Source organism: Hydrogenophaga crassostreae (assembly GCF_001761385.1).
In the GTDB taxonomy this organism is placed as follows: Bacteria; Pseudomonadota; Gammaproteobacteria; order Burkholderiales; family Burkholderiaceae_C; genus Hydrogenophaga; species Hydrogenophaga crassostreae.
On sequence record NZ_CP017476.1, the window covers coordinates 589,795 to 609,033 of the forward strand.

General features: G+C 61.1%; 17 protein-coding genes, 1 tRNA gene and 1 pseudogene. 5 read left to right on the forward strand and 14 right to left on the reverse strand.

Annotated elements, in window-relative coordinates:
• Positions 1–134 precede the first annotated feature (134 nt).
• The 8 genes from LPB072_RS02855 to LPB072_RS02890 all read right to left on the reverse strand — a co-directional run bounded on the left by LPB072_RS02855 (position 135) and on the right by LPB072_RS02890 (position 10,645).
• Entirely contained in the window at positions 135–746 is a 612-nt protein-coding gene (locus LPB072_RS02855) for a histone H1-like DNA-binding protein (RefSeq protein WP_066085221.1), read from the reverse strand.
• Positions 747–979: 233 nt separating this feature from the next.
• The gene (locus LPB072_RS02860; protein WP_066085222.1) at positions 980–2,128 is read right to left on the reverse strand and encodes a ribonucleotide-diphosphate reductase subunit beta; all 1,149 of its coding nucleotides are present in this window, start codon (positions 2,126–2,128) and stop codon (positions 980–982) included.
• A 141-nt stretch (positions 2,129–2,269) separates the two neighbouring features.
• Entirely contained in the window at positions 2,270–5,170 is a 2,901-nt protein-coding gene (locus tag LPB072_RS02865) for a ribonucleoside-diphosphate reductase subunit alpha (RefSeq protein WP_082876714.1), read from the reverse strand.
• A 439-nt stretch (positions 5,171–5,609) separates the two neighbouring features.
• Positions 5,610–6,239, reverse strand: coding sequence for a 1,6-anhydro-N-acetylmuramyl-L-alanine amidase AmpD (ampD, locus tag LPB072_RS02870; protein ID WP_066085223.1), 630 nt, complete (start codon positions 6,237–6,239; stop codon positions 5,610–5,612).
• Positions 6,223–7,704, reverse strand: a complete 1,482-nt coding sequence (locus tag LPB072_RS02875) for a sigma-54-dependent transcriptional regulator (protein ID WP_066085224.1) — start codon at positions 7,702–7,704, stop codon at positions 6,223–6,225. Before LPB072_RS02875 ends, ampD begins: the two co-directional genes overlap by 17 nt.
• Positions 7,705–7,767: 63 nt before the next feature.
• Positions 7,768–9,573 carry a sensor histidine kinase gene (locus LPB072_RS02880; RefSeq protein ID WP_082876711.1) on the reverse strand — a complete coding sequence of 602 codons (1,806 nt, stop codon included), beginning with the start codon at positions 9,571–9,573 and terminating at the stop codon, positions 7,768–7,770.
• Between the two features lie 22 nt (positions 9,574–9,595).
• Positions 9,596–9,835, reverse strand: coding sequence for a PP0621 family protein (locus LPB072_RS24050; protein ID WP_066085226.1), 240 nt, complete (start codon positions 9,833–9,835; stop codon positions 9,596–9,598).
• A 9-nt stretch (positions 9,836–9,844) separates the two neighbouring features.
• Positions 9,845–10,645 (reverse strand): cytochrome C assembly family protein, encoded by an 801-nt coding sequence (locus tag LPB072_RS02890; protein WP_066085262.1) that lies wholly within the window; start codon positions 10,643–10,645, stop codon positions 9,845–9,847.
• Positions 10,646–10,812: 167 nt separating this feature from the next.
• On the opposite strand from LPB072_RS02890, the gene ffh reads away from it, so the two are divergent.
• Positions 10,813–12,183 carry a signal recognition particle protein gene (gene ffh, locus LPB072_RS02895; RefSeq protein ID WP_066085227.1) on the forward strand — a complete coding sequence of 457 codons (1,371 nt, stop codon included), beginning with the start codon at positions 10,813–10,815 and terminating at the stop codon, positions 12,181–12,183.
• 44 nt (positions 12,184–12,227) lie between these two features.
• Positions 12,228–12,854 carry a hypothetical protein gene (locus tag LPB072_RS02900; RefSeq protein WP_331000252.1) on the forward strand — a complete coding sequence of 209 codons (627 nt, stop codon included), beginning with the start codon at positions 12,228–12,230 and terminating at the stop codon, positions 12,852–12,854.
• Between the two features lie 132 nt (positions 12,855–12,986).
• Here the strand turns inward: LPB072_RS02900 and miaB are convergent, their stop codons facing one another.
• The 3 genes from miaB to LPB072_RS02915 all read right to left on the reverse strand — a co-directional run bounded on the left by miaB (position 12,987) and on the right by LPB072_RS02915 (position 15,259).
• Positions 12,987–14,339, reverse strand: coding sequence for a tRNA (N6-isopentenyl adenosine(37)-C2)-methylthiotransferase MiaB (gene miaB, locus LPB072_RS02905; protein ID WP_066085228.1), 1,353 nt, complete (start codon positions 14,337–14,339; stop codon positions 12,987–12,989).
• Between the two features lie 103 nt (positions 14,340–14,442).
• Positions 14,443–14,817 carry a hypothetical protein gene (locus LPB072_RS02910; RefSeq protein ID WP_231943403.1) on the reverse strand — a complete coding sequence of 125 codons (375 nt, stop codon included), beginning with the start codon at positions 14,815–14,817 and terminating at the stop codon, positions 14,443–14,445.
• 76 nt (positions 14,818–14,893) lie between these two features.
• Entirely contained in the window at positions 14,894–15,259 is a 366-nt protein-coding gene (locus LPB072_RS02915) for a hypothetical protein (RefSeq protein WP_066085230.1), read from the reverse strand.
• Between the two features lie 154 nt (positions 15,260–15,413).
• On the opposite strand from LPB072_RS02915, the pseudogene LPB072_RS02920 reads away from it, so the two are divergent.
• A pseudogene (locus tag LPB072_RS02920) lies at positions 15,414–15,955 on the forward strand (lipocalin family protein).
• Positions 15,956–16,026: 71 nt separating this feature from the next.
• Complete coding sequence (locus tag LPB072_RS02925; RefSeq protein WP_066085231.1) at positions 16,027–16,620, forward strand: carboxymuconolactone decarboxylase family protein; 594 nt, start codon at positions 16,027–16,029, stop codon at positions 16,618–16,620.
• Between the two features lie 31 nt (positions 16,621–16,651).
• Here LPB072_RS02925 and LPB072_RS02930 read toward each other — a convergent pair whose 3' ends face one another.
• The 3 genes from LPB072_RS02930 to LPB072_RS02940 all read right to left on the reverse strand — a co-directional run bounded on the left by LPB072_RS02930 (position 16,652) and on the right by LPB072_RS02940 (position 18,244).
• A complete protein-coding gene (locus LPB072_RS02930) occupies positions 16,652–17,212 on the reverse strand; it encodes a YaeQ family protein (protein ID WP_066085232.1) in 561 nt (186 codons plus the stop codon).
• Between the two features lie 76 nt (positions 17,213–17,288).
• A tRNA-Met gene (locus LPB072_RS02935) sits at positions 17,289–17,365 on the reverse strand.
• Between the two features lie 90 nt (positions 17,366–17,455).
• Positions 17,456–18,244 (reverse strand): enoyl-CoA hydratase, encoded by a 789-nt coding sequence (locus tag LPB072_RS02940; RefSeq protein WP_066085233.1) that lies wholly within the window; start codon positions 18,242–18,244, stop codon positions 17,456–17,458.
• A 175-nt stretch (positions 18,245–18,419) separates the two neighbouring features.
• Between LPB072_RS02940 and LPB072_RS02945 the strand changes: the two genes are divergently transcribed.
• The gene (locus tag LPB072_RS02945) at positions 18,420–19,226 is read left to right on the forward strand and encodes an enoyl-CoA hydratase-related protein (RefSeq protein ID WP_066085234.1); all 807 of its coding nucleotides are present in this window, start codon (positions 18,420–18,422) and stop codon (positions 19,224–19,226) included.
• Positions 19,227–19,239: the final 13 nt, after the last annotated feature.

A 19,239-nucleotide genomic window follows, 5' to 3' on the forward strand; every position in this document is an offset into this window, starting at 1 on the left:
CGATTGTGCGCGCGGGATAAGAACGCTTTGTTTGATGTGTGTGAAAATTCTGTAAAGAACCGGTGCTGTTTTTCTTTGGGCAAAAAAAAAGCCCGATGCTCTCGCATCGGGCTTGAGTCATCGTGGAGACGACTTCAAGGCTTGGTGGACGTTGGAAACGGCCATGCTGCCTGTGGGTTCAGCTTGGTTTGAGCTGCAGGTGCCGCAACGGCTGCCGGCTTCTTGGCCGGCTTAGCTTTTTTTGCTGGGGCTGCCTTTTTGACGGCGGCTTTTTTTGCCGGTGCTGCTTTCTTCGCGGGAGCCTTTTTCACCGCAGCTTTTTTGGCGGGAGCGGCTTTCTTCGCGACGACCTTTTTGGCAGCAGCTTTCTTGGCCGGGGCTGCCTTCTTCGCTGGGGCGGCTTTTTTCACCACCGCTTTTTTGACCGCGACGGCCTTTTTGGCGACGGTCTTCTTGGCTGCTACAGCTTTCTTCACTACCGCTTTTTTGGCCACTACGGCCTTTTTGGCGACGGTCTTCTTGGCTGCTACAGCTTTCTTCACTACCGCTTTTTTGGCCACTACGGCCTTTTTAGCGACGGTCTTCTTGGCTGCTACAGCTTTCTTCACTACCGCTTTTTTGGCCACTACAGCCTTTTTAGCGACGGCCTTCTTGGCTGGTGCAGCTTTCTTCACTACCGCTTTTTTGGCTGCGGGAGCCTTTTTTGCAGGGGCCTTTTTAGCCGGTGCTTTTTTCGCAGTTGCCATTGTTTTCTCCTTGATCAAGTTGCAAAGAGCACTTCAGCCGAAAGTAGGCCGGTGAAGCGACTCAAAGTCCTGGGGCCTTGTGGATGCATCCACTCTAGGCCCCAAGACTTTGAATTGGGTGACAAAACCCGTCCCACCACGCGGGCCTTGAGGCCGCAGGTCGATGAGCAGGGTTTTGAGAATTCCATAAACAGGTGTGAGCGGTGATAAGCGTGTCCGGCTTGGCTTGACGGTCAGTCCCAGGAAAGGGCGCCGCCCGTTTGGTATTCGATCACGCGGGTCTCGAAGAAATTGCGTTCCTTCTTGAGGTCGATCATTTCGCTCATCCACGGGAACGGATTTTCTTCGTTCGGGAACATCGGCTCCAGGCCAATCTGGGTGGCGCGGCGGTTGGCGATGTAGCGCAGGTAGCCCTTGAACATGGATGCGTTCATGCCGAGCACGCCACGTGGCATGGTGTCTTCGGCGTAGCGGTATTCCAGTTCAACAGCCTTCATGAACAAAGCCTTGATCTCGGCCTTGAACTCGGCCGTCCAGAGCATGGGGTTCTCCAGCTTGATTGCGTTGATCAGGTCGATGCCGAAATTGCAGTGCATGGATTCGTCGCGCAGGATGTACTGGTACTGCTCGGCCGCACCGGTCATCTTGTTCTGACGGCCCAGCGCCAGGATCTGCGTGAAGCCTACGTAGAAAAACAGGCCTTCCATCAGGCAGGCAAACACGATCAGCGACTTCAGGAGGGTCTGGTCGGTTTCGTGGGTGCCAGTGTGGAAATTGGGGTCGCTGATGGCGTCGATGAAAGGGATCAGGAACTGGTCCTTCTCGCGGATCGAGGCCACCTCGTTGTAGGCATTGAAAATTTCGGACTCGTCCAGCCCGAGTGATTCCACGATGTATTGGTAAGCGTGGGTGTGAATCGCTTCCTCAAAGGCCTGGCGCAACAGGAACTGTCGGCACTCGGGCGCAGTGATGTGGCGGTAGGTACCGAGCACGATGTTGTTGGCGGCCAGCGAATCGGCGGTCACGAAGAAGCCAAGGTTGCGCTTGACAATGCGGCGCTCATCTTCGGTCAGGCCGTTGGGGTCTTTCCAGAGCGCGATGTCGCGGCTCATGTTCACTTCCTGCGGCATCCAGTGGTTGGCGCAGGTGGCGAGGTATTTTTCCCAGGCCCATTTGTATTTGAACGGCACCAGCTGGTTGACATCGGTCTGACCATTGATGATGCGTTTGTCAGCGGCATTGATGCGGCTGGCCTTCGGCGCAGGGGTTGCGGATTTTGCGGCGGTGGGAGACGGTTGAGCTTGCGCACCCGAATAGGCGGGTGGCACGGGATTCGCTGCAGGCTTCAGAGAGGGCGTAACTTGATCGTCCCAGGTCAACATAGATGTTTCCAATTCGGTGAATTATCGAAGCGTGGAGAAGAAAAGCCAAGAAGACATGCCTGTGTCATGCGTGATGTGTTGCAGTGGTGCATCGGAATGGTGATGACTTGCACCGCAAACGCATGACACGACGGCGCTGCATCACTGGCAAGCTTCGCAACCGGGATCGTCGATTGCGCAGAACTTGATGTCGGTTGCAGGTGTGGTGTCTGTGCTGTCGTCAGCTTTCGAAACAGCAGCGGGCGCTTGTGCGGCGTGAGCCGACACCGCATTGAGTTGACCTGTTCGACCGGTTGACTTCTCTGCCTGTGTGGCCGAAGTGGTGCGCAGGTAGTAGGTGGTTTTCAGGCCGCGCAACCATGCGAGCTTGTAGGTGTCGTCGAGTTTCTTGCCGGATGCACCAGCCATGTAGATGTTCAGGCTTTGCGCCTGGTCGATCCACTTCTGGCGGCGCGCAGCGGCTTCCACCAGCCACACCGGCTCCACTTCAAACGCGGTCGCATAAAGTGCTTTCACATCTTGGGGCACGCGGTCGATCTGGCGCAGCGAGCCGTCGAAGTGTTTGAGGTCCATGACCATCACGTCGTCCCACAGGCCCAGGCGCTTGAGATCTTTCACAAGGTAGCCGTTGATGACGGTGAACTCGCCCGACAGATTGGACTTCACCGACAGGTTGCCAAAGCAAGGTTCGATGGAGGCGTCCACCCCGATGATGTTGGAGATGGTGGCGGTGGGCGCAATGGCCACGCAGTTGGAATTGCGCATGCCGTCGGTAGCGATTTTCTGGCGCAGAGCCTCCCAGTCGAGCGAGGTCGAGCGGTTGGCGTCAACGTAGCCACCGCGTTCCTGCGAGAGGAGTTCGAGCGTGTCCAGCGGCAAGATGCCCTGGTCCCACAGCGAGCCTTTGTAGCTGGCGTAGCGGCCGCGCTCGCGCGCCAGCTCGGTCGATGCCCAGTAGGCGTAGTAGCAAACGGCTTCCATCGACTTGTCTGCGAACTCGACGGCTTCGTTGGATGCATAGGCGATGCGCATTTCATACAGCGCATCCTGGAACCCCATGATGCCCATGCCAACCGGGCGGTGGCGCATGTTGGAGTCGCGGGCCTTTTTCACCGCATAGAAGTTGATGTCGATCACGTTGTCGAGCATGCGCATCGCGGTCTTGATCGTCTTTTGCAGTTTCTCGTGGTCAACCTGACCATCTTTCAGGTGTTGCTTCAGGTTGATCGAACCCAGGTTGCAGACCGCGGTTTCGGTGTCGCTGGTATTGAGGGTGATCTCGGTGCAGAGGTTGGAGCTGTGCACAACGCCAACGTGCTGCTGTGGCGAGCGCACATTGCAGGCGTCCTTGAAAGTGATCCAGGGGTGGCCGGTTTCAAACAGCATGGAGAGCATCTTGCGCCACATGTCTGTCGCCGCCACCTGTTTGAATGGTTTGATTTCGCCGCGCGCGGCCTTTTCTTCGTAGGCGACGTAGGCCTTCTCGAAGTTTGCACCGAACAGGTCGTGCAGGTCGGGGGTGTCGTTGGGGGAGAAAAGGGTCCACTGGCCCTTTTCCATGACGCGCTTCATGAACAGGTCTGGGATCCAGTTCGCGGTGTTCATGTCGTGGGTGCGACGGCGGTCATCGCCGGTGTTCTTGCGCAGCTCCAGGAATTCTTCGATGTCCAGGTGCCAGGTTTCCAGGTAGGCGCAAACCGCTCCCTTGCGCTTGCCACCCTGGTTCACGGCGACGGCAGTGTCGTTTACCACCTTGAGGAAGGGCACAACGCCTTGCGATTCGCCGTTGGTGCCTTTGATGTGGGCACCCATGGCGCGAACACGGGTCCAGTCGTTGCCCAGCCCGCCTGCATATTTGGAGAGCAGGGCGTTTTCCTTGATGGACTCGTAGATGCCGTCGAGTTCATCGGGCACCGTGGTCAGGTAGCAGCTGGAAAGCTGCGAGCGCAGCGAGCCGCTGTTGAACAGCGTGGGTGTGCTCGACATGAAGTCGAACGAAGACAGGATTTCGTAGAACTCGATCGCGCGGGCTTCGCGATCAATTTCATTGAGCGACAAACCCATGGCCACGCGCATGAAAAAGGCCTGCGGCAATTCGATGCGGGTCTTGCGCACGTGCAGGAAGTAGCGGTCGTAGAGGGTTTGCAAGCCCAGGTAGTCGAATTGCAGGTCGCGCTCGGGCTTGAGGGCTGCGCCCAGGCGGGCCAGATCAAATTGCTGCAGCTTTTCATCAAGCAGGTCGTTCTGCACACCCTTCTTGATGAACTGGGGGAAGTACTCTGCGTAGCGGGCACCCATTTCACTGGATGGCACCTCTTCGCCAATCACCTCTTTCACGATGGTGTGCAGCAGCAAGCGTGCTGTGGCAAAGGTGTAGTCGGGATCGCGCTCGATCAAGGTGCGGGCGGCCAGGATGGAGGCCTTGTAAACCTCTTCCATCGGCACGCCGTCGTACAGGTTGCGTTTGGTCTCGGCCATGATCGGCGCGGCTTTGACGTCCTCACCCAAGCCTTTGCACGCGTCCTCGATCAGGAACTGCAGGCGCGCAAGGTCGAGAGGCACGCGGTGCCCCTGGTCGATCACATGCAGGGAGGTGGTTTCGGAAGGCTGTGCCGTTTCTACATGGTGGGCGCGTTCCTGGCTTCGACGCTCGCGGTACAGCACATACGCACGAGCCACTTCGTGGTTGCCGCTTCGCATGAGACCGAGCTCCACGTGGTCTTGCACGTCTTCGATATGAAAGGTGCCCCCACCCGGGCGCGAGCGCATGAGGGCGCGCACCACGGTCTGCGTCAACTCATCCACCGTTTCGCGCACGCTGGCCGACGCTGCTCCCTGGGTGCCGTGCACGGCCAGGAAGGCTTTCATCATGGCCACGGCGATCTTGCTGGGCTCAAAGGCCACGACCGCACCGTTGCGGCGGATGATCTGGTATTGCGAAAACGCCGCCTGGTTGGCGTGGTGGGCATCGGTGCTGGCGGGCCGTTTGGGCACGGCTGTAGCTGTCGCGGCTGGTGTGGCGTTTTGGGTTGCGGTCAGCATGATTCCTCTTTCTTTCGTTATGGCGCGGCGTTGGCGCGCTGGCGTCTTGGGCTGGCGGACGTCGATGGGCTGCAAGAGCACCAAGGCGAGGCATGTGGCGGCCACTGCGGTGAGGGGCCCATGGTCGATGGCTGATCGATCCGTCTGCGCAGCACACACTATATCTGGTGTGTGGACGGGGTTCAACCCACTACCGGTAGTGGGCGGGCCTTTTTTTTATTTGAAGCAAAGGTATGCGGTTTTTCACTTCCACGTGGACGTCCGGCGAACAAATGCCGGCCTTGCGCAAGCGCGCGCGCACGCTGGCTCTGGCGCTAGCGATGTTTCCAGAGGCATTGTTTTTCAGGGTATGGCGGCGCGCCTTTTCGCCCAAGCCGCGTCGATGCTTGCTACAAGCGCTTCGGTTCATGGAGGCGACCGCTGGTCGGGTCGGCTGCGCTCAGCCCGGGCGAGCTTGTGACGGTGGTGTGGTTTTCGGGAAACAGCGGGATGGCCAACCCAGCGCGCTTTGGAAACCCGGCCAGTCAAACCCGGGGCCCGGATCTTGTTTGCGCCCCGGGGCTATGTGTTCATGGCCGACCACGTGTTCGATCGGATGGCGTTCGAGCAACGCCTGGCAAAGCTCGGTCAGGCGTTGGTATTGCGCCGCTTCGAAACAGCCGCCTTCCAGGCCCTCGAGTTCGATACCAATGGAGAAGTCGTTGCAATTGTGGCGTCCGCACCATTCGGATGCCCCTGCGTGCCAGGCGCGCTCATGGGTGTCGACGAATTGAACCAGTTCGCCATCGCGGCGGATCAGAAAATGCGATGAGACTTCCATACCCCGAATGTGCTCGAAGTAGGGGTGGGCGTTCCAGTCGAGCTGGTTGGTGAACAGTTGTTCGATCTCTGTTCCGCCAAATTCGCCTGGCGGCAGACTGATGGAATGCACCACGATGAGGTTGATCGGTGCCCCGGGAGGTCGGTGACCAAAGTTGGGTGAAGGACAGGCGCGCGCTGCGTTCAGCCACCCCTCTGACAATTCGTTGCGTTGTATGGCTGGAGCGGCCTGGTCAGAGGACATCGTCATCGGCAGAGGGCGATTCGATGCCCAGGCGCTGTATGCGGTAACGCATCTGGCGCAGGTTCAGCCCCAGGCGTGCCGCTGCCGCTGTGCGGTTGAAGTCGGTTTCTTTCAATGCCTTGAGCAAAACCTGGCGCTCCTGTTGGTCCAGGTAGCTTTGCAGATCGGCTGGAATGGACGCTTCCTGGGCCGGTTCCGGCGGGTCGACGCGATCTTGCCGAGAAGGCTCCTGGGTTGGCGCCTGATGGCGGAGGGCGTTTGTGGTGGTCGATTCTTCCGGGTCGCAGAGGTCTCCGACATCCAGGGAGTCGTTCGTGCTGAGTGCCATCGCGCGCTGCAGAAGGTTTTCCAGTTCCCGTACGTTGCCTGGCAGTTCGCGCGCCTGCAGCCAGTCGAGTGATTCGGCCGACAGCGTGGGCACGGCTTGCCCCGATTCTTTGCAGATGCGGTCGAGCAATACCTGGGCGAGCTGTGGCAGGTCTTCGCGGCGCTCACGCAGCGCCGGTGTACGCAAGCCGATCACGTTGAGGCGGTAGAACAGGTCTTGCCTGAAATCACCGCTCTTCACCAGTGCGGCCAGGTCTTTGTGGGTGGCACTGACGAGGCGCACATCGACCGGCTCTTCTTGAACGCCGCCCAGCGGGCGTACGCGGCGCTCCTGAATGACACGCAGCAGCTTGGCCTGCATCGCCAGTGGCAGGTCGCCGATTTCGTCAAGAAACAGGGTGCCACCCTTGGCCGCCTGAAAGTACCCTTCGCGGTCCTGGCTGGCACCGGTGTAGGCGCCCTTGCGCGCGCCAAAGAACTCGGCCTCGATCAGGTTGTCGGGTATGGCGCCGCAGTTGACCGCCACGAAAGGGCTGCTGGCTCGGTGGCTGCATTCGTGCACCGCGCGGGCCACAAGCTCTTTGCCCGTGCCGGATTCGCCCAGAATCAATACGGGAGCCATGCTGGTGGCCACCTTTTCAATGCGGCTCCGGATTTGAACCATGGCCGGTGCACCACCAACAATGCGGGAAAGGGCATGAACGCCACCGGGTGGCGGTGCGGGCGTGACGGAAGCTGGCTGGCCAGTGACCGCCGGCGCCGGGTGACGCTGACTTTGCAGCGATGCGGTCACCGCCGCACGCAGCTGTTTGAGGTCAACGGGTTTGGTCAGGTAGTCAAAGGCCCCGGCTTTCAGCGCCTCGACCGCGTTTTCGGCCGATCCGTAGGCGGTGATCACAATGCAGCGCTCGCGCCGCTGTGAGTCGTTCATTTCGCGCAAGAGCTCAAGGCCCAGACCGTCGGGCAGGCGCATGTCGGTGATGACCACGTCGAAGCTGGATCGGTCGAGCACCATGCGCGCCTCGGTCAGATCGGCCGCGCTTTCCACCTGATAGCCCTCGCGCAACAGCGTGAGCTCATACAGCGTTCGAAGGTCGGGTTCGTCATCAACGACCAGGATGGCGGCGGGAGAAATCGAAGGCATGCGTGAGGGGATTTCCTGAGGGTGAGACCTCGGTCGCGAAAGCGGGGAGGCCGATGGGTGAAATCAGAGCGTGGACAACGATGGAGGCCCTGCCTGGGTTTGTCCGGGGGGGCGTGTGAAGCCAGGGACCGAGTCACCCATGGGGTAAGAAAGGCTTTGCTGCACAGGCAGTTCGGAGGTGTTGCGTGACATGAGCATATAGAACTCATTGCCTTCGCGTTGGTCAAGCCGGCTGCGTTGGTAGCCGATCTGGGCTTGGTATCGCTCGCAAAGCTCGCGACAAATATAGAGCCCCAGCCCACTGGAGCGGCTTTCCGACGAAAAGAACGGTTCAAACAGGTGCTTGTGCACGCTGGGCTCCAGCGGCAAGCCGTCGCTCCAGACCGAGACCCGCACCTGCTCCGAACCGGCTGGTTGTGTGATCAGGCGAATGGATGATGCCTTTCCCGTGGCATGGCGCAGCGCGTTGTCCAGCAGGTTGACCATGACCCGGCGCAGGTGGTCGGGTTCGAAGTTGATGAATACCTTGGGTGCGTGCAGATGCACGCCAAGCACGCCCAAGGCCTGATTTTGCCGAATCCAGTCCTGGGCAATCTGTCGAATTGTGGAGTCCAGGGGCACCGCGCCAGAGTGACCCTCGCCGCTGCTGGGTTGTGCTCGGGCGACGTTGAGAATATCGTCGACGATGCGGGAAAGGCGTTGCGCATTTTGTTCAATCATGCGCGTGAGCCGCTTCTGACCGGGGTCGTTGACCTCTTCATCCAGCAAGGCGTTGGCCTGTGTGATCGCTGACAGCGGGTTGCGAATTTCGTGGGCCACGGCCGCCGACATGCGGCCCATGGAGGCGAGCTTTTCGGTGCGCACCCTTGCCTCGACTTCCCGAAGATCCTCCAGAAACACCACACACAGTCCCACGGCCGATGAGCTCAACCCGGCGGTGAGCCGGGTGCGGGCGAAGAAGCGGTGGGAGGTGAACTCGTCGAGATCGATGCGCACCTCGGTTTCAAGGGGTTCGTTGCGGTGGAAGGTTTCGTTCACCAGGTCGGCCAGCCCTTCCCAGCCAGCCCGCGCAGAAAGCAGCAGCTTGACCGCATGCGGTGTGGTCTCGCCGAGCACCATGGCCTTGGCCGCCGGGTTGGCATTGCGCACCACGCCATGCATGTCGACCACCATGACGCCCTCGCTCAGGCTCTCGATAACGAGTTCATTGACCTGCGCCTGCGTTCTGGCTGCGGCCTGGCTGCTTTTTGCCACCAGCTCTTCACGCGCCAGGCGGGCGGCAAGCTGGTTGGCCAACAGGGCCACCAGGAAAAAGCCGATACCGCCGAGACCTGCTTGCAGCAGCCGCGAAGTGGGCAGATCGGCGACTTGTGCCAGGCCCCAAAACGGCTCACCTAAAAGAAACAGCGCCACCATCGACGCCGTGCCCAGCGAGATGGTCAGGGATCCCAGGATGGATGCCATCAATACCGGTAGCGCAAACAGGGGCGTCAGATTGAACTCGCCTTGCTGAAACAGCTGAAGGGTGGCAAACACAATCAGGTCGACGCCGATGGTGAGTGGCCAGCGCAAGGATTCCAGCTTGCGGGTACTTTGGCGAGGCCAGGCAACCAGGGTGATCAGAGTGGCTGCCACGTGAGACAGGCTGAGAACAATCAGCCAGGTGGCCACGTTGCCGGTGCTGCTGTGGTTGACCCAGTTGAACACCTGCATGGCCAACAGCACCACGGCAATAAACAGGCGACCCCGCATGAAGGTGCGCCACAGCCGGTCGATGGACTTGCGAGCCTGCGTTGACCCGATCGGACCTGCTTCTTCCAACGTGCTGTACCACGAGGGAGCGAACGTGGAATGAGGGCTGGTGGGCATGGCTGTATGGCTGGCGAGCGCGTTAAGCGGTACCGTGTTCGTGTTGTTGGCGGTGTTCGTCGCAACAGTATCTACCCCCCGGGCCCCGCACCGATTCACTTTCGGGCAGGTGCGTTCCGCACTGCAGGCAGGCAACCATCGCCATGGGCAGCGCGGTGGGCTTTGGGGGAGGGCGCTTGGTCGAGTCCAAATCACCCTGGCGGTTGTTGCGCCACAGCCAGATGGCGACAACAATGACTGAAAGGACCAGCAAGAATTTCATGGTGTCAGATCAAGCGCGTTGCAAAACGACTTCGAGAACAAAGCGCGAGCCCACGTAGCTCAGCAGCAGAAAACCTGCGCTGATGTAGAGCATGCGAACCGCGGTTCGGCCGCGCCAGCCCAGGCGCCAGCGACCCAGCAGGAGCACGCCCATGCTGGCCCATGACAGTACCGAGAACGCGGTTTTGTGATTCCAGACCACTTGCTGGTTGATCATTTCAGAGAACCATGCGCCAGCCAGCAACGTGGCGCTGAGCAGCACAAAGCCGGCCCCGACAAACCGGAAGGTCAGGCGCTCCAGCGTCAAGATAGGCATCGCCGTTTCTGGCATCTTGCCCAGGCGCATGGCCTTTTCTGCGCGTTGCATCAACCAGGCGTGAACCACGGCGGCGGCAATCAAGCCGTAGGCGGCGATCCCGAGCGCCCAGTGCAAGGGCATCCAGTGGCTGGGCAGTTGCGGGTAGTGGGACCCAGGGAAAACCAAAGCGACCAATACGGCGGCCATCCCCATGACGGCCAATACCCAGCGCGCACGCATCTGTGGGTAGAGGCGGCTCTCAACCAGGTAAACGGTGAGCAACAACCAGGCCGTGATGGAGATGGCCGGGCCAAAGCCAAATCGCACGGGGTGTGTCAACAGGCTGGTGATCAGGACCAGCAAATGCAATACCCACGCCGCTGACAGGATGGCGCGAGCCTGGGGTTGCGTGACGCGGGTATGCCAGCCAGCAAGGGCGCCATAGGCACAGGCCGCGCCAGCGGCCAGAGCGGCGGCGGCAGGGTGAGCAAAAGCAGCGGAAAGCAAGGGCATCAAGCGGTGTGGGTGGTGGCGGGCACGCCCCACAGGGCTGCCCTAAAATCAAGCTCACAGTTTAACGGTCTTGCCCGGTTGGCGCTCATGGGGCGCAGTGCCCGGCGACTTTCCTTTTTCGGGTTAGGCCCCGCAGCGCGGTGGCCCGCCTCAACAGATCGCATCACATGGCTTCAGCCCTTTCCGACCGCCTGTCACGCATTGTCAAAGAAATGCGTGGCCAGGCCCGTATCACCGAGAGCAACGTGACAGAGATGATGCGCGAAGTGCGCATGGCCCTGCTGGAGGCCGATGTGGCCCTGCCGGTGGTGCGCGACTTCATTGCCCGTGTGAAAGAAAAGGCCCTGGGCCAGGAAGTGGTGGGCTCGCTCACACCGGGTCAGGCCATGGTGGGTATCGTCAACCGCGAGCTGGCCGCGACCATGGGACAGGGTGTTGCCGACATCAACCTGGCGGCCCAACCCCCAGCAGTGATCTTGATGGCTGGCTTGCAAGGTGCGGGTAAAACCACCACCACCGCCAAGCTGGCCAAACACCTGATCGAGAAGCGCAAGAAGAAAGTGCTTACCGTTTCAGGTGACGTTTACCGACCAGCCGCTATCGAACAGCTCAAAACCGTCACGGCCCAGGCCGGGGCCGAGTGGTTCCCCAGCACGCCCGATCAAAAACCAGCCGATATCGCGCGCGCCGCCATTGATTACGCACGCAAACACTATTTCGATGTGCTGCTGGTCGATACGGCCGGGCGCCTGGCGATTGACGAAGCGCTGATGCGCGAGATTCAGGAGCTGCACACGATCCTGAAACCGGTCGAGACGCTGTTCGTGGTCGATGCCATGCAGGGCCAGGACGCGGTCAACACAGCCAAGGCTTTCAGTGAAGCGCTGCCGCTGACGGGCATTGTCCTGACCAAGACCGATGGCGATTCTCGCGGCGGTGCGGCTTTGTCGGTGCGACAGGTGACGGGCGCCCCGATCAAGTTCGCTGGCGTGTCCGAAAAGCTCGACGGACTGGAGGTGTTCGATGCCGAACGCCACGCCGGCCGCATCCTGGGCATGGGCGATATCGTGGCGCTGGTGGAGCAGGTCACAGCGGGTGTGGACATGGCGTCAGCGCAGAAATTGGCCGCCAAGGTCAAGAGCGGCGCCGGCTTCGACCTCAACGACTTTCTGGACCAGATTCGCCAGATGAAGCAGATGGGCGGCTTGTCCAGCCTGATGGACAAGTTGCCGGGCAACATGGGCGCCAAGGCCACCGATGCCGACCTGACCCGCGCCGAAAAAGACATCAAGCGCAAGGAAGGCATCATTTGCAGCATGACGCTCAAGGAGCGCACCAAACCGGAAATCATCAAGGCCACGCGCAAGCGCCGCATCGCTGCGGGCGCCGGTGTTCACGTGCAGGAAGTCAACCGGCTGCTCAAAGAGTTTGAGCAGATGCAGGGCATGATGAAGAAGATGAAGGGTGGCGGCATGATGAAGATGATGAAAAAAATGGGCGGCATGAAGGGCATGCCCAAAATGCCTGGCATGGGTTGATCGAAGTCAACCGGGAGGCCGCCTGAGCCCTCCATACTGAGCCGATGTTGATGCTTATCGAAGCGGCGCTGGCCGTGACGGCGCTGGTTGTTGCCTTGTGGCTGAAACCCTGGCGCATGCTGCAAGGGCCTTTGCTCACGCCTGCTTTGGCCGCCATGGCCCTGATGCCATGGATGTGGCTGTTGCCGCAACACATGCCTCAGGGTCTTCAGATTCAGTTGTCGGGCGCCAGTTTGCTGGTCCTGGTGCTCGGGTGGCCACTGGCCGTGTTGGTTCTTGCATGGGTGGGCTTGGCTGTGTGGGTCATCGGACACAACGATGCGGTGACCGTGTTGTCACAGTGGGTCTGGATCGGTCTGGCGCCGGCCACGATCACACTGGGTATCGGGCCGTTGCTGCGCCGCTGGCTACCGCCCAACCCCTTTGTTTACACGCTTGGCCGGGGCTTCTTGGGCACCGCTGCTGCGGTGTTTCTGTCAGGCATTCTGCTGGAAATGCTGCATCGACTGGTGGGCGGCGCGCTGCAGGAGCAGGTGTTGATCGCGCGCTGGCTCATGGCCTGGGGTGACGCTTTCCTCACCGGTATGTTCACGGCGATCTTTGTGGCGTTTGCGCCGCAATGGCTGGCCACCTGGTCAGACGAGCGCTATTTGAAACCCGCCAAACACTGAGGCGGTGGCGGGGGGCATGCCCGATCACTGGCCATTTGCCCCGCAATGACCTTTCCAGCAACAGCGCCTCGGATGCTCTGGTGGCGTTGAGTGTTGTCACTCGCGGCGGCATCCGCTGGTCAGCGCAGGGCGTCAGGCGGTCTCTTTGATCAGCACTTCCCCGCGCAGCGAGTGCGGAAAAGTCTCGGTGATGCGCACGTCGATCATCTGGCCCACCAGCCGCGCGCCGTTGGGGCCGCCATGGAAGTTCACCACGCGGTTGCATTCGGTACGGCCCATGAATTCGGGGGCTTCGGTGGTCGACTTGCGCGAAGGGCCTTCCACCAGAATGCGTTGAATGGTGTCTTGCCGGCTGGCGCTGATGCGCGCCACGTTGGCTTCGATGGTGGCTTGCAGGTGCTGCAGGCGCTTGAGCTTGACCGCATGGGGTGTTTCATCCAGCAGGTTGGCCGCAGGGGTGCCAGGGCGGGGGCTGAAGATGAAGCTGAAACTGATGTCGAAACCCACGTCATCGATCAGCTTCATCATCTTGCCGAAGTCTTCTTCGGTCTCGCCGGGGAAGCCCACGATGAAGTCGCTGCTCATGGGCAGGTCGGGCCGGATGGCGCGCAACTTGCGCACCGTGCTTTTGTATTCCATGGCCGTGTAGCCGCGCTTCATGGCCATCAAAATGCGGTCTGAGCCGTGTTGCACCGGCAGGTGCAGGTGGCTCACCAGCTTGGGCAGCTTGGCGTAGGCTTCGATCAGGCGCGGGGTGAACTCGTTGGGGTGGCTGGTGGTGTAGCGGATGCGCTCGATGCCTGGGATGTCCGACACGTATTCCAGCAGCAAGGCGAAATCGGCGATTTCACCGCTGTCGCCCATGGGGCCGCGGTAAGCGTTCACGTTTTGGCCCAGCAGGTTGACCTCGCGCACGCCTTGGTCGGCCAGGCCGGCGATCTCCACCAGCACGTCGTCAAACGGCCGGCTCACCTCTTCGCCACGCGTGTAGGGCACCACGCAGTAGCTGCAGTATTTGGAGCAGCCTTCCATGATGGAGACGAAGGCGCTGGCGCCGTCGACCCGCGCTGGTGGCAGGTGGTCGAACTTTTCGATTTCGGGAAAGCTGATGTCCACCTGGGGGCGCGACAGGCGCTCGCGGGCGTTCAGCATGTCCGGCAGGCGGTGCAGCGTTTGCGGGCCGAAGACCACGTCCACATAGGGTGCGCGCTTGATGATCTCGGCGCCTTCCTGGCTGGCCACGCAGCCGCCCACACCGATCAGCACGCCCTTTTTCTTCAGGTGCTGCACGCGGCCGAGGTCAGAAAACACCTTCTCTTGCGCTTTTTCGCGCACCGAGCAGGTGTTGAACAGAATCAGGTCTGCCTCGTCCACATTTTTGGTGGGCTCATAGCCTTGTGCGGCGTGCATCACGTCGGCCATCTTGTCCGAGTCGTACTCGTTCATCTGGCAGCCGAAGGTTTTGATAAAGACTTTTTTGGTCATGGCAATGCGGGGAGAAATAGGCTGAAAAAGCGCCGACGGCAGGGCGTGCCTGTCGGTCGTATCAATGGGCTGCGGAGCTGCCTGCAGGCAACTCGGGTCGACGTCAGTTTTTGAGGTCGGCAGCGCGTGGCCGCTTGAGGGCCGCTTCGGCCTCGGTCAGGATCCACACGTCATGCACCAACCCGCCGGGGGCCAGCACGTAGTTCACCACCAGCTTCTGGCCAACCAGCCCGCCTGACATGACCAGCGTGTTGCTGGTGCCACGGATGCGCGAGCCTGGGGAGAGTTGGGCCTTCTCGCCGTCCATGGTGATCCATGGCGGTTGGCCCACTTCCATCGTGCCGCGCAGCGCGGTGTCGGGAAAGTTGCGCACCACGCCCTGGGCCTGGGCGCTGGCGCCCAGGCCGGCAGCCAGCAAGCCCATGGAGAGCAGCAGGCTTCGGCGCGCGGTGGAGAGAAAGAGAGAGCAGCGTTTCATGGTGTTCATCCAGAGGCTGGGAAAAGTCCCTCCGTTGTGCCTGTGGCTTGATCGGAGGGTGCAGCCTGCGATTCTCTCATGGGCGGTGGCGATCCACCCGCGGAGCGTCTGGCGGCAGTGGGCGGTCTGATTCCATGAGGGGGTAAGCGTCGGCCACATAGGCCGGGCCTTTCATGACCATCACGATGAAAGCGCCAATGCCGACTGTCAGCACCACGGTCCAGTGCAGGATCGCCAGGCCGATCAGGTAAATATCAATGGTGTGGATGCGGATGAAGATGTCGGCTTCGCCGCCGCTCCAGGGCAGCGCGCGCGCGACCAGGGCCAGGGCGCCGAACAGCGCCGTGCCCACCCAGGTGATGCGTGGCAGGCGTTTGAGTATCTGGCGTTCCAGTCCGGCGGGCGATTTCTGGAACCCGGGCAGGATGTTGAACATGGACATGGTGTGCCTCTCCGTTGTAAGGGTCTCCCTATCAGCGGCTCAGGTTATGGGCTCGCTCTGACTCTTGGATCACTTTACGAATCAAAATGGGTTTTGTCCATGACAAAGCGCATGGTTGAACCAAAGCGAACCACAGTGAAAAAGGGGTACAGCAATGCACACCGGCAATGGGACCAAGGGATTTTCCCGGTCGTGGCTTTCCGGGTTGGGGCTGGCGTTGTTGCTTGGCCTGAGCGCGTGTTCGACCGCGCCACCCCATGGCGTGCAAGCGGTCAGCCCATTTGAGCTCAACCGTTACCTGGGCACCTGGATCACCGTTTTGAGCGCGGCCTGAGCCGGGTGAGTGCCAGCTACAGCCTGAATGCCGATGGCAGCGTGAAGGTGCTGAACCGGGGTTACAGCGCGGAGAAACAAGCCTGGAGCGACGCCGAAGGCCGCGCAGTGTTCACCGGCGACAGCAACACAGGCTCGTTGAAGGTCTCGTTCTTTGGCCCGTTCTACGGTGGGTATCACGTGATCGCGCTGGATCCCGACTACCGCTGGGCCATGGTGATCGGGCCCGACCAGAGCTACCTGTGGATACTGGCGCGCGACAGGCAAATACCGGCCGATGTGAGAAAAAGTCTGGTGGCCCAGGCCGCCAGGGCTGGGGTGGACACCCAGGCGTTGATCTGGGTCGATCAAGGCCCGCTGTGAGGTTGCTGCAGACCGGGTCGGTCGCTGGCAAGGGGCTCACAATGCAGAGCTTGTAAAAGTATGGAGACACCATGGCCCGCCTGCAACCTTTGCCACCTGAAACCACACCCGAGCTGAAACCCCATTTCGATTTTTTCCTCGGCACGCTGGGGTTCACGCCCAACAGCGTATTGACCATGCAGCGCAAGCCCAAGCTGGCGCAGGCGCTGGCCGTGATGAACGCAGCGGTGATGGACCCCGAGGGCGAGGTGGAGCTGGGCTTTCGGCGCCTGATCGGGCATGTGGTGAGCAAGGCTTCGGGCTGCCTTTATTGCCAGGCGCATACCTTGCTGGGCGCCAAGAATTTTGGTGTGAGCGAGGCCAAGCTGGGCGATATCTGGATCTACGCCAGCAGCCCACATTACAGCGAACGCGAGCGGCTGGCGCTCGACTTTGCCTTGGCGGCCGCCTCGCAGCCCAATGCGGTGACCGATGAGCAGTTTGCCGAGCTGCAACAGCATTGGAGCGACGGCGAAATCGTCGAACTGCTGGGCGTGGTGGCGATGTTTGCGTTTCTCAACCGCTGGAACGACACCATGGCCACGCCGCTGGAGGCGGTGCCCAATGAAGTGGCTTCAACGGCGCTGGGTGCACAAGGCTGGGCGCCCGGCAAACACGGCGCCTAAGCACCCTCAGGCTCCGGGCGTTGCAGTCCGCTTACTTCCAGCGAATGGGCTCGATGCTGACGCTGCCGAGGTTGCTCGACAAGGTGACCGCGCCTTCCAGAATCGTGGCCTGGATCTGCATGCTGCGCTCAGCCATGGCAGCCAAAGCGGGCGCCGCTTCGGTGGGCAGGCGCCAGGCCTGCAGTTTTTCCAGGCGCGAGACCTTGTTCTCCATGCCGCGCCACCACACATCGGCTGCCGAGCCAAACGCGTAAACGAACACCGCGTCGGCCTTGCTGCAGGCCTTGGCCAGCGGCTTGTCTTCAGGCTGCCCCACTTCGATCCAGATGCGCTTGCGGCCAGTGAAATCGGTCAGCGAGACGTCCGGGTCGTCCGGGTCTGACAGCCCGGCGCCAAAGCCCAGTGTGCCGTCGCCATTGCAGGTGTCTTGCAGTTCGTGGGCGTGAATGGCCAGGGCCACCAGGCGCACCATCATGCGGTCATCGGTCTCGCTGGGGTGGCGGGCAAGCGTGAGTGCATGGTCTGCGTAATAGCCGTGGTCGATGTCGGCGATCTGCAGGTTGGCTTTGAAGATGGTGGATTTGAGGGCCATGGCGGCGCTTTCGGGCGGGAAAATGGAACAGGCAAGAAAAAAGCGGACACCGTCGCCGGGGTCCGCTTTTTGAATCTGGTGGCGATAGGTGGACTTGAACCACCGACATCAGCATTATGAATGCTGCGCTCTAACCAACTGAGCTATATCGCCGAAAGACCAAGATTATAGCTAGAAATTTGGGTGTTTTGCCGGCGTCGGCTTTGGCGTTGAGAGAAAGTCGTGCACGGGCTCCACCGCCGCCTATCGGTGCTTGAATGCCGCCTTGCGCTTGTTCACGAAAGCGTCCATGCCTTCTTTCTGGTCTTCGGTGGCGAACAGCGCGTGGAACAGGCGGCGCTCGAACATCACGCCGTCGGCCAGACCCGACTCAAAGGCGCGGTTGACCGATTCTTTGGCGGCCATGACGCTGATGAGTGAGTACTCACAGATCATGAGCGCTGCGCCCAGCGTTTCTTCCATGAGTTTTTCAAGTGGCACCACGCGGCTGACGAGGCCGGCGCGCTCGGCTTCGGTGGCGTCCATCATGCGGCCGGTGAGCACCAGATCCATGGCCTTGGCTTTGCCCACGGCGCGGGGCAGGCGCTGGGTGCCGCCGGCGCCGGGGATGATGCCCAGCTTGATTTCGGGCTGGCCGAATTTGGCGTTGTCGGCGGCGATGATGAAGTCGCACATCATTGCCAGCTCGCAGCCGCCGCCCAGGGCGAAACCGCTCACGGCGGCGATCACTGGCTTGCGCACGCTGCGGATGGTTTCCCAGTTGCGGGTGATGTAGTCGCCTTTGTAGACATCGGTGAAGCTGTAAGTTGCCATGGCGCCGATGTCGGCGCCGGCGGCGAAGGCTTTTTCGCTGCCGGTGATGACCATGCAGCCGATGGCGTCGTCGGCATCAAAAGCCTTCAGAGCGGTGCCGAGCTCGGTCATGAGCTGGTCGTTCAGGGCATTGAGCTGCTTGGGGCGGTTCAGCGTGACGATGCCGACGCGGCCTTCGGTGGTGACGGTGATCAGTTCTGGCGTTGTATTGGCGCTCATGGGGTTTCCTTGTGGAGGGGGTTGGCGTTGACGTATACGTCAACTATAGCTGTCCAGGCCGTCAGCCGGTATCCAAGGGAAAACATTAGCCGACCGATTGGTTGGTTAATGGTAAATTGGCGGGAAATTCACCCAACAGGTGCCGCTGTATGCAGGCCCGAGGAGACCCATTTTCATGACCCCACCGAACACGGGAAACTCCGTGCTGTTCGAACAGCGCGGCGCGGTTGCGTTGATCACCCTCAATCGACCCGAAGCGCTCAACAGCTTTACCCGGGCCATGCACGCCGAATTGCGGGCCGCATTCGACCGCGCCGAGGCCGATAGCCAGATTCGCGCCATCGTGCTCACAGGCGCTGGCCGCGGTTTTTGTGCCGGCCTGGATTTGTCAGAGCTGGATTTCACGCCGGGGCCGAACCAGGTCGAGCGCGCCAATCCCGGCCCGGTGATTGAGCAGGCATTCAACCCCACCACGCGCCGTATTCAAAACCTGAGCGTGCCCATCGTGGTCGCGGTGAACGGTGTCGCGGCGGGCGCCGGGGCTTCGCTGGTGCTGGCCTGCGACATCGCGATTGCCGCGCCCAACGCCAGCTTTGTTCAGGCCTTCAGCAAAATCGGCTTGATCCCCGATGCGGGTGGCAGCTGGTTGCTGGTGGAGCGCCTGGGGCTGGCGCGCGCGATGGCACTGGCCATGACCGGCGACAAGCTGCCAGCAGCCCAAGCCAAAGAGTGGGGCTTGATCTGGGAGGTGGCCGATGACCCGGTGGCCGCTGCCATGGCGTTGGCCGAGAAGCTTTCGACCATGCCGACCAAAGCGCTGGTGGCGACGCGGGCGTTGCTGCGCGACGCCAGCACGCGCAGCCTGAACCAGCATCTCGATGTGGAGCGCGACACCCAATCGGCCCTGGGCGCTACCCACGACTACATGGAGGGTGTGACGGCGTTTCTGGAAAAACGCCCACCCCAGTTCAAGGGAGCGTGACGATGTCGCCTGC

What these genes read in the sequence shown, in the direction of transcription:
- LPB072_RS24050 (WP_066085226.1), bottom strand. Translation starts at nt 9,835, where the DNA reads ATGAAATTCTTGCTGGTCCTTTCAGTCATTGTTGTCGCCATCTGGCTG.
- ffh (WP_066085227.1), top strand. Translation starts at nt 10,813, where the DNA reads ATGGCTTCAGCCCTTTCCGACCGCCTGTCACGCATTGTCAAAGAAATG.
- LPB072_RS02875 (WP_066085224.1), bottom strand. Translation starts at nt 7,704, where the DNA reads ATGCCTTCGATTTCTCCCGCCGCCATCCTGGTCGTTGATGACGAACCC.
- LPB072_RS02890 (WP_066085262.1), bottom strand. Translation starts at nt 10,645, where the DNA reads ATGCCCTTGCTTTCCGCTGCTTTTGCTCACCCTGCCGCCGCCGCTCTG.
- LPB072_RS02930 (WP_066085232.1), bottom strand. Translation starts at nt 17,212, where the DNA reads ATGGCCCTCAAATCCACCATCTTCAAAGCCAACCTGCAGATCGCCGAC.
- miaB (WP_066085228.1), bottom strand. Translation starts at nt 14,339, where the DNA reads ATGACCAAAAAAGTCTTTATCAAAACCTTCGGCTGCCAGATGAACGAG.
- LPB072_RS02940 (WP_066085233.1), bottom strand. Translation starts at nt 18,244, where the DNA reads ATGAGCGCCAATACAACGCCAGAACTGATCACCGTCACCACCGAAGGC.
- LPB072_RS02880 (WP_082876711.1), bottom strand. Translation starts at nt 9,573, where the DNA reads ATGCCCACCAGCCCTCATTCCACGTTCGCTCCCTCGTGGTACAGCACG.
- LPB072_RS02865 (WP_082876714.1), bottom strand. Translation starts at nt 5,170, where the DNA reads ATGCTGACCGCAACCCAAAACGCCACACCAGCCGCGACAGCTACAGCC.
- LPB072_RS02910 (WP_231943403.1), bottom strand. Translation starts at nt 14,817, where the DNA reads ATGAAACGCTGCTCTCTCTTTCTCTCCACCGCGCGCCGAAGCCTGCTG.
- LPB072_RS02925 (WP_066085231.1), top strand. Translation starts at nt 16,027, where the DNA reads ATGGCCCGCCTGCAACCTTTGCCACCTGAAACCACACCCGAGCTGAAA.
- LPB072_RS02915 (WP_066085230.1), bottom strand. Translation starts at nt 15,259, where the DNA reads ATGTCCATGTTCAACATCCTGCCCGGGTTCCAGAAATCGCCCGCCGGA.
- LPB072_RS02945 (WP_066085234.1), top strand. Translation starts at nt 18,420, where the DNA reads ATGACCCCACCGAACACGGGAAACTCCGTGCTGTTCGAACAGCGCGGC.
- LPB072_RS02855 (WP_066085221.1), bottom strand. Translation starts at nt 746, where the DNA reads ATGGCAACTGCGAAAAAAGCACCGGCTAAAAAGGCCCCTGCAAAAAAG.
- ampD (WP_066085223.1), bottom strand. Translation starts at nt 6,239, where the DNA reads ATGACGATGTCCTCTGACCAGGCCGCTCCAGCCATACAACGCAACGAA.
- LPB072_RS02860 (WP_066085222.1), bottom strand. Translation starts at nt 2,128, where the DNA reads ATGTTGACCTGGGACGATCAAGTTACGCCCTCTCTGAAGCCTGCAGCG.
- LPB072_RS02900 (WP_331000252.1), top strand. Translation starts at nt 12,228, where the DNA reads ATGTTGATGCTTATCGAAGCGGCGCTGGCCGTGACGGCGCTGGTTGTT.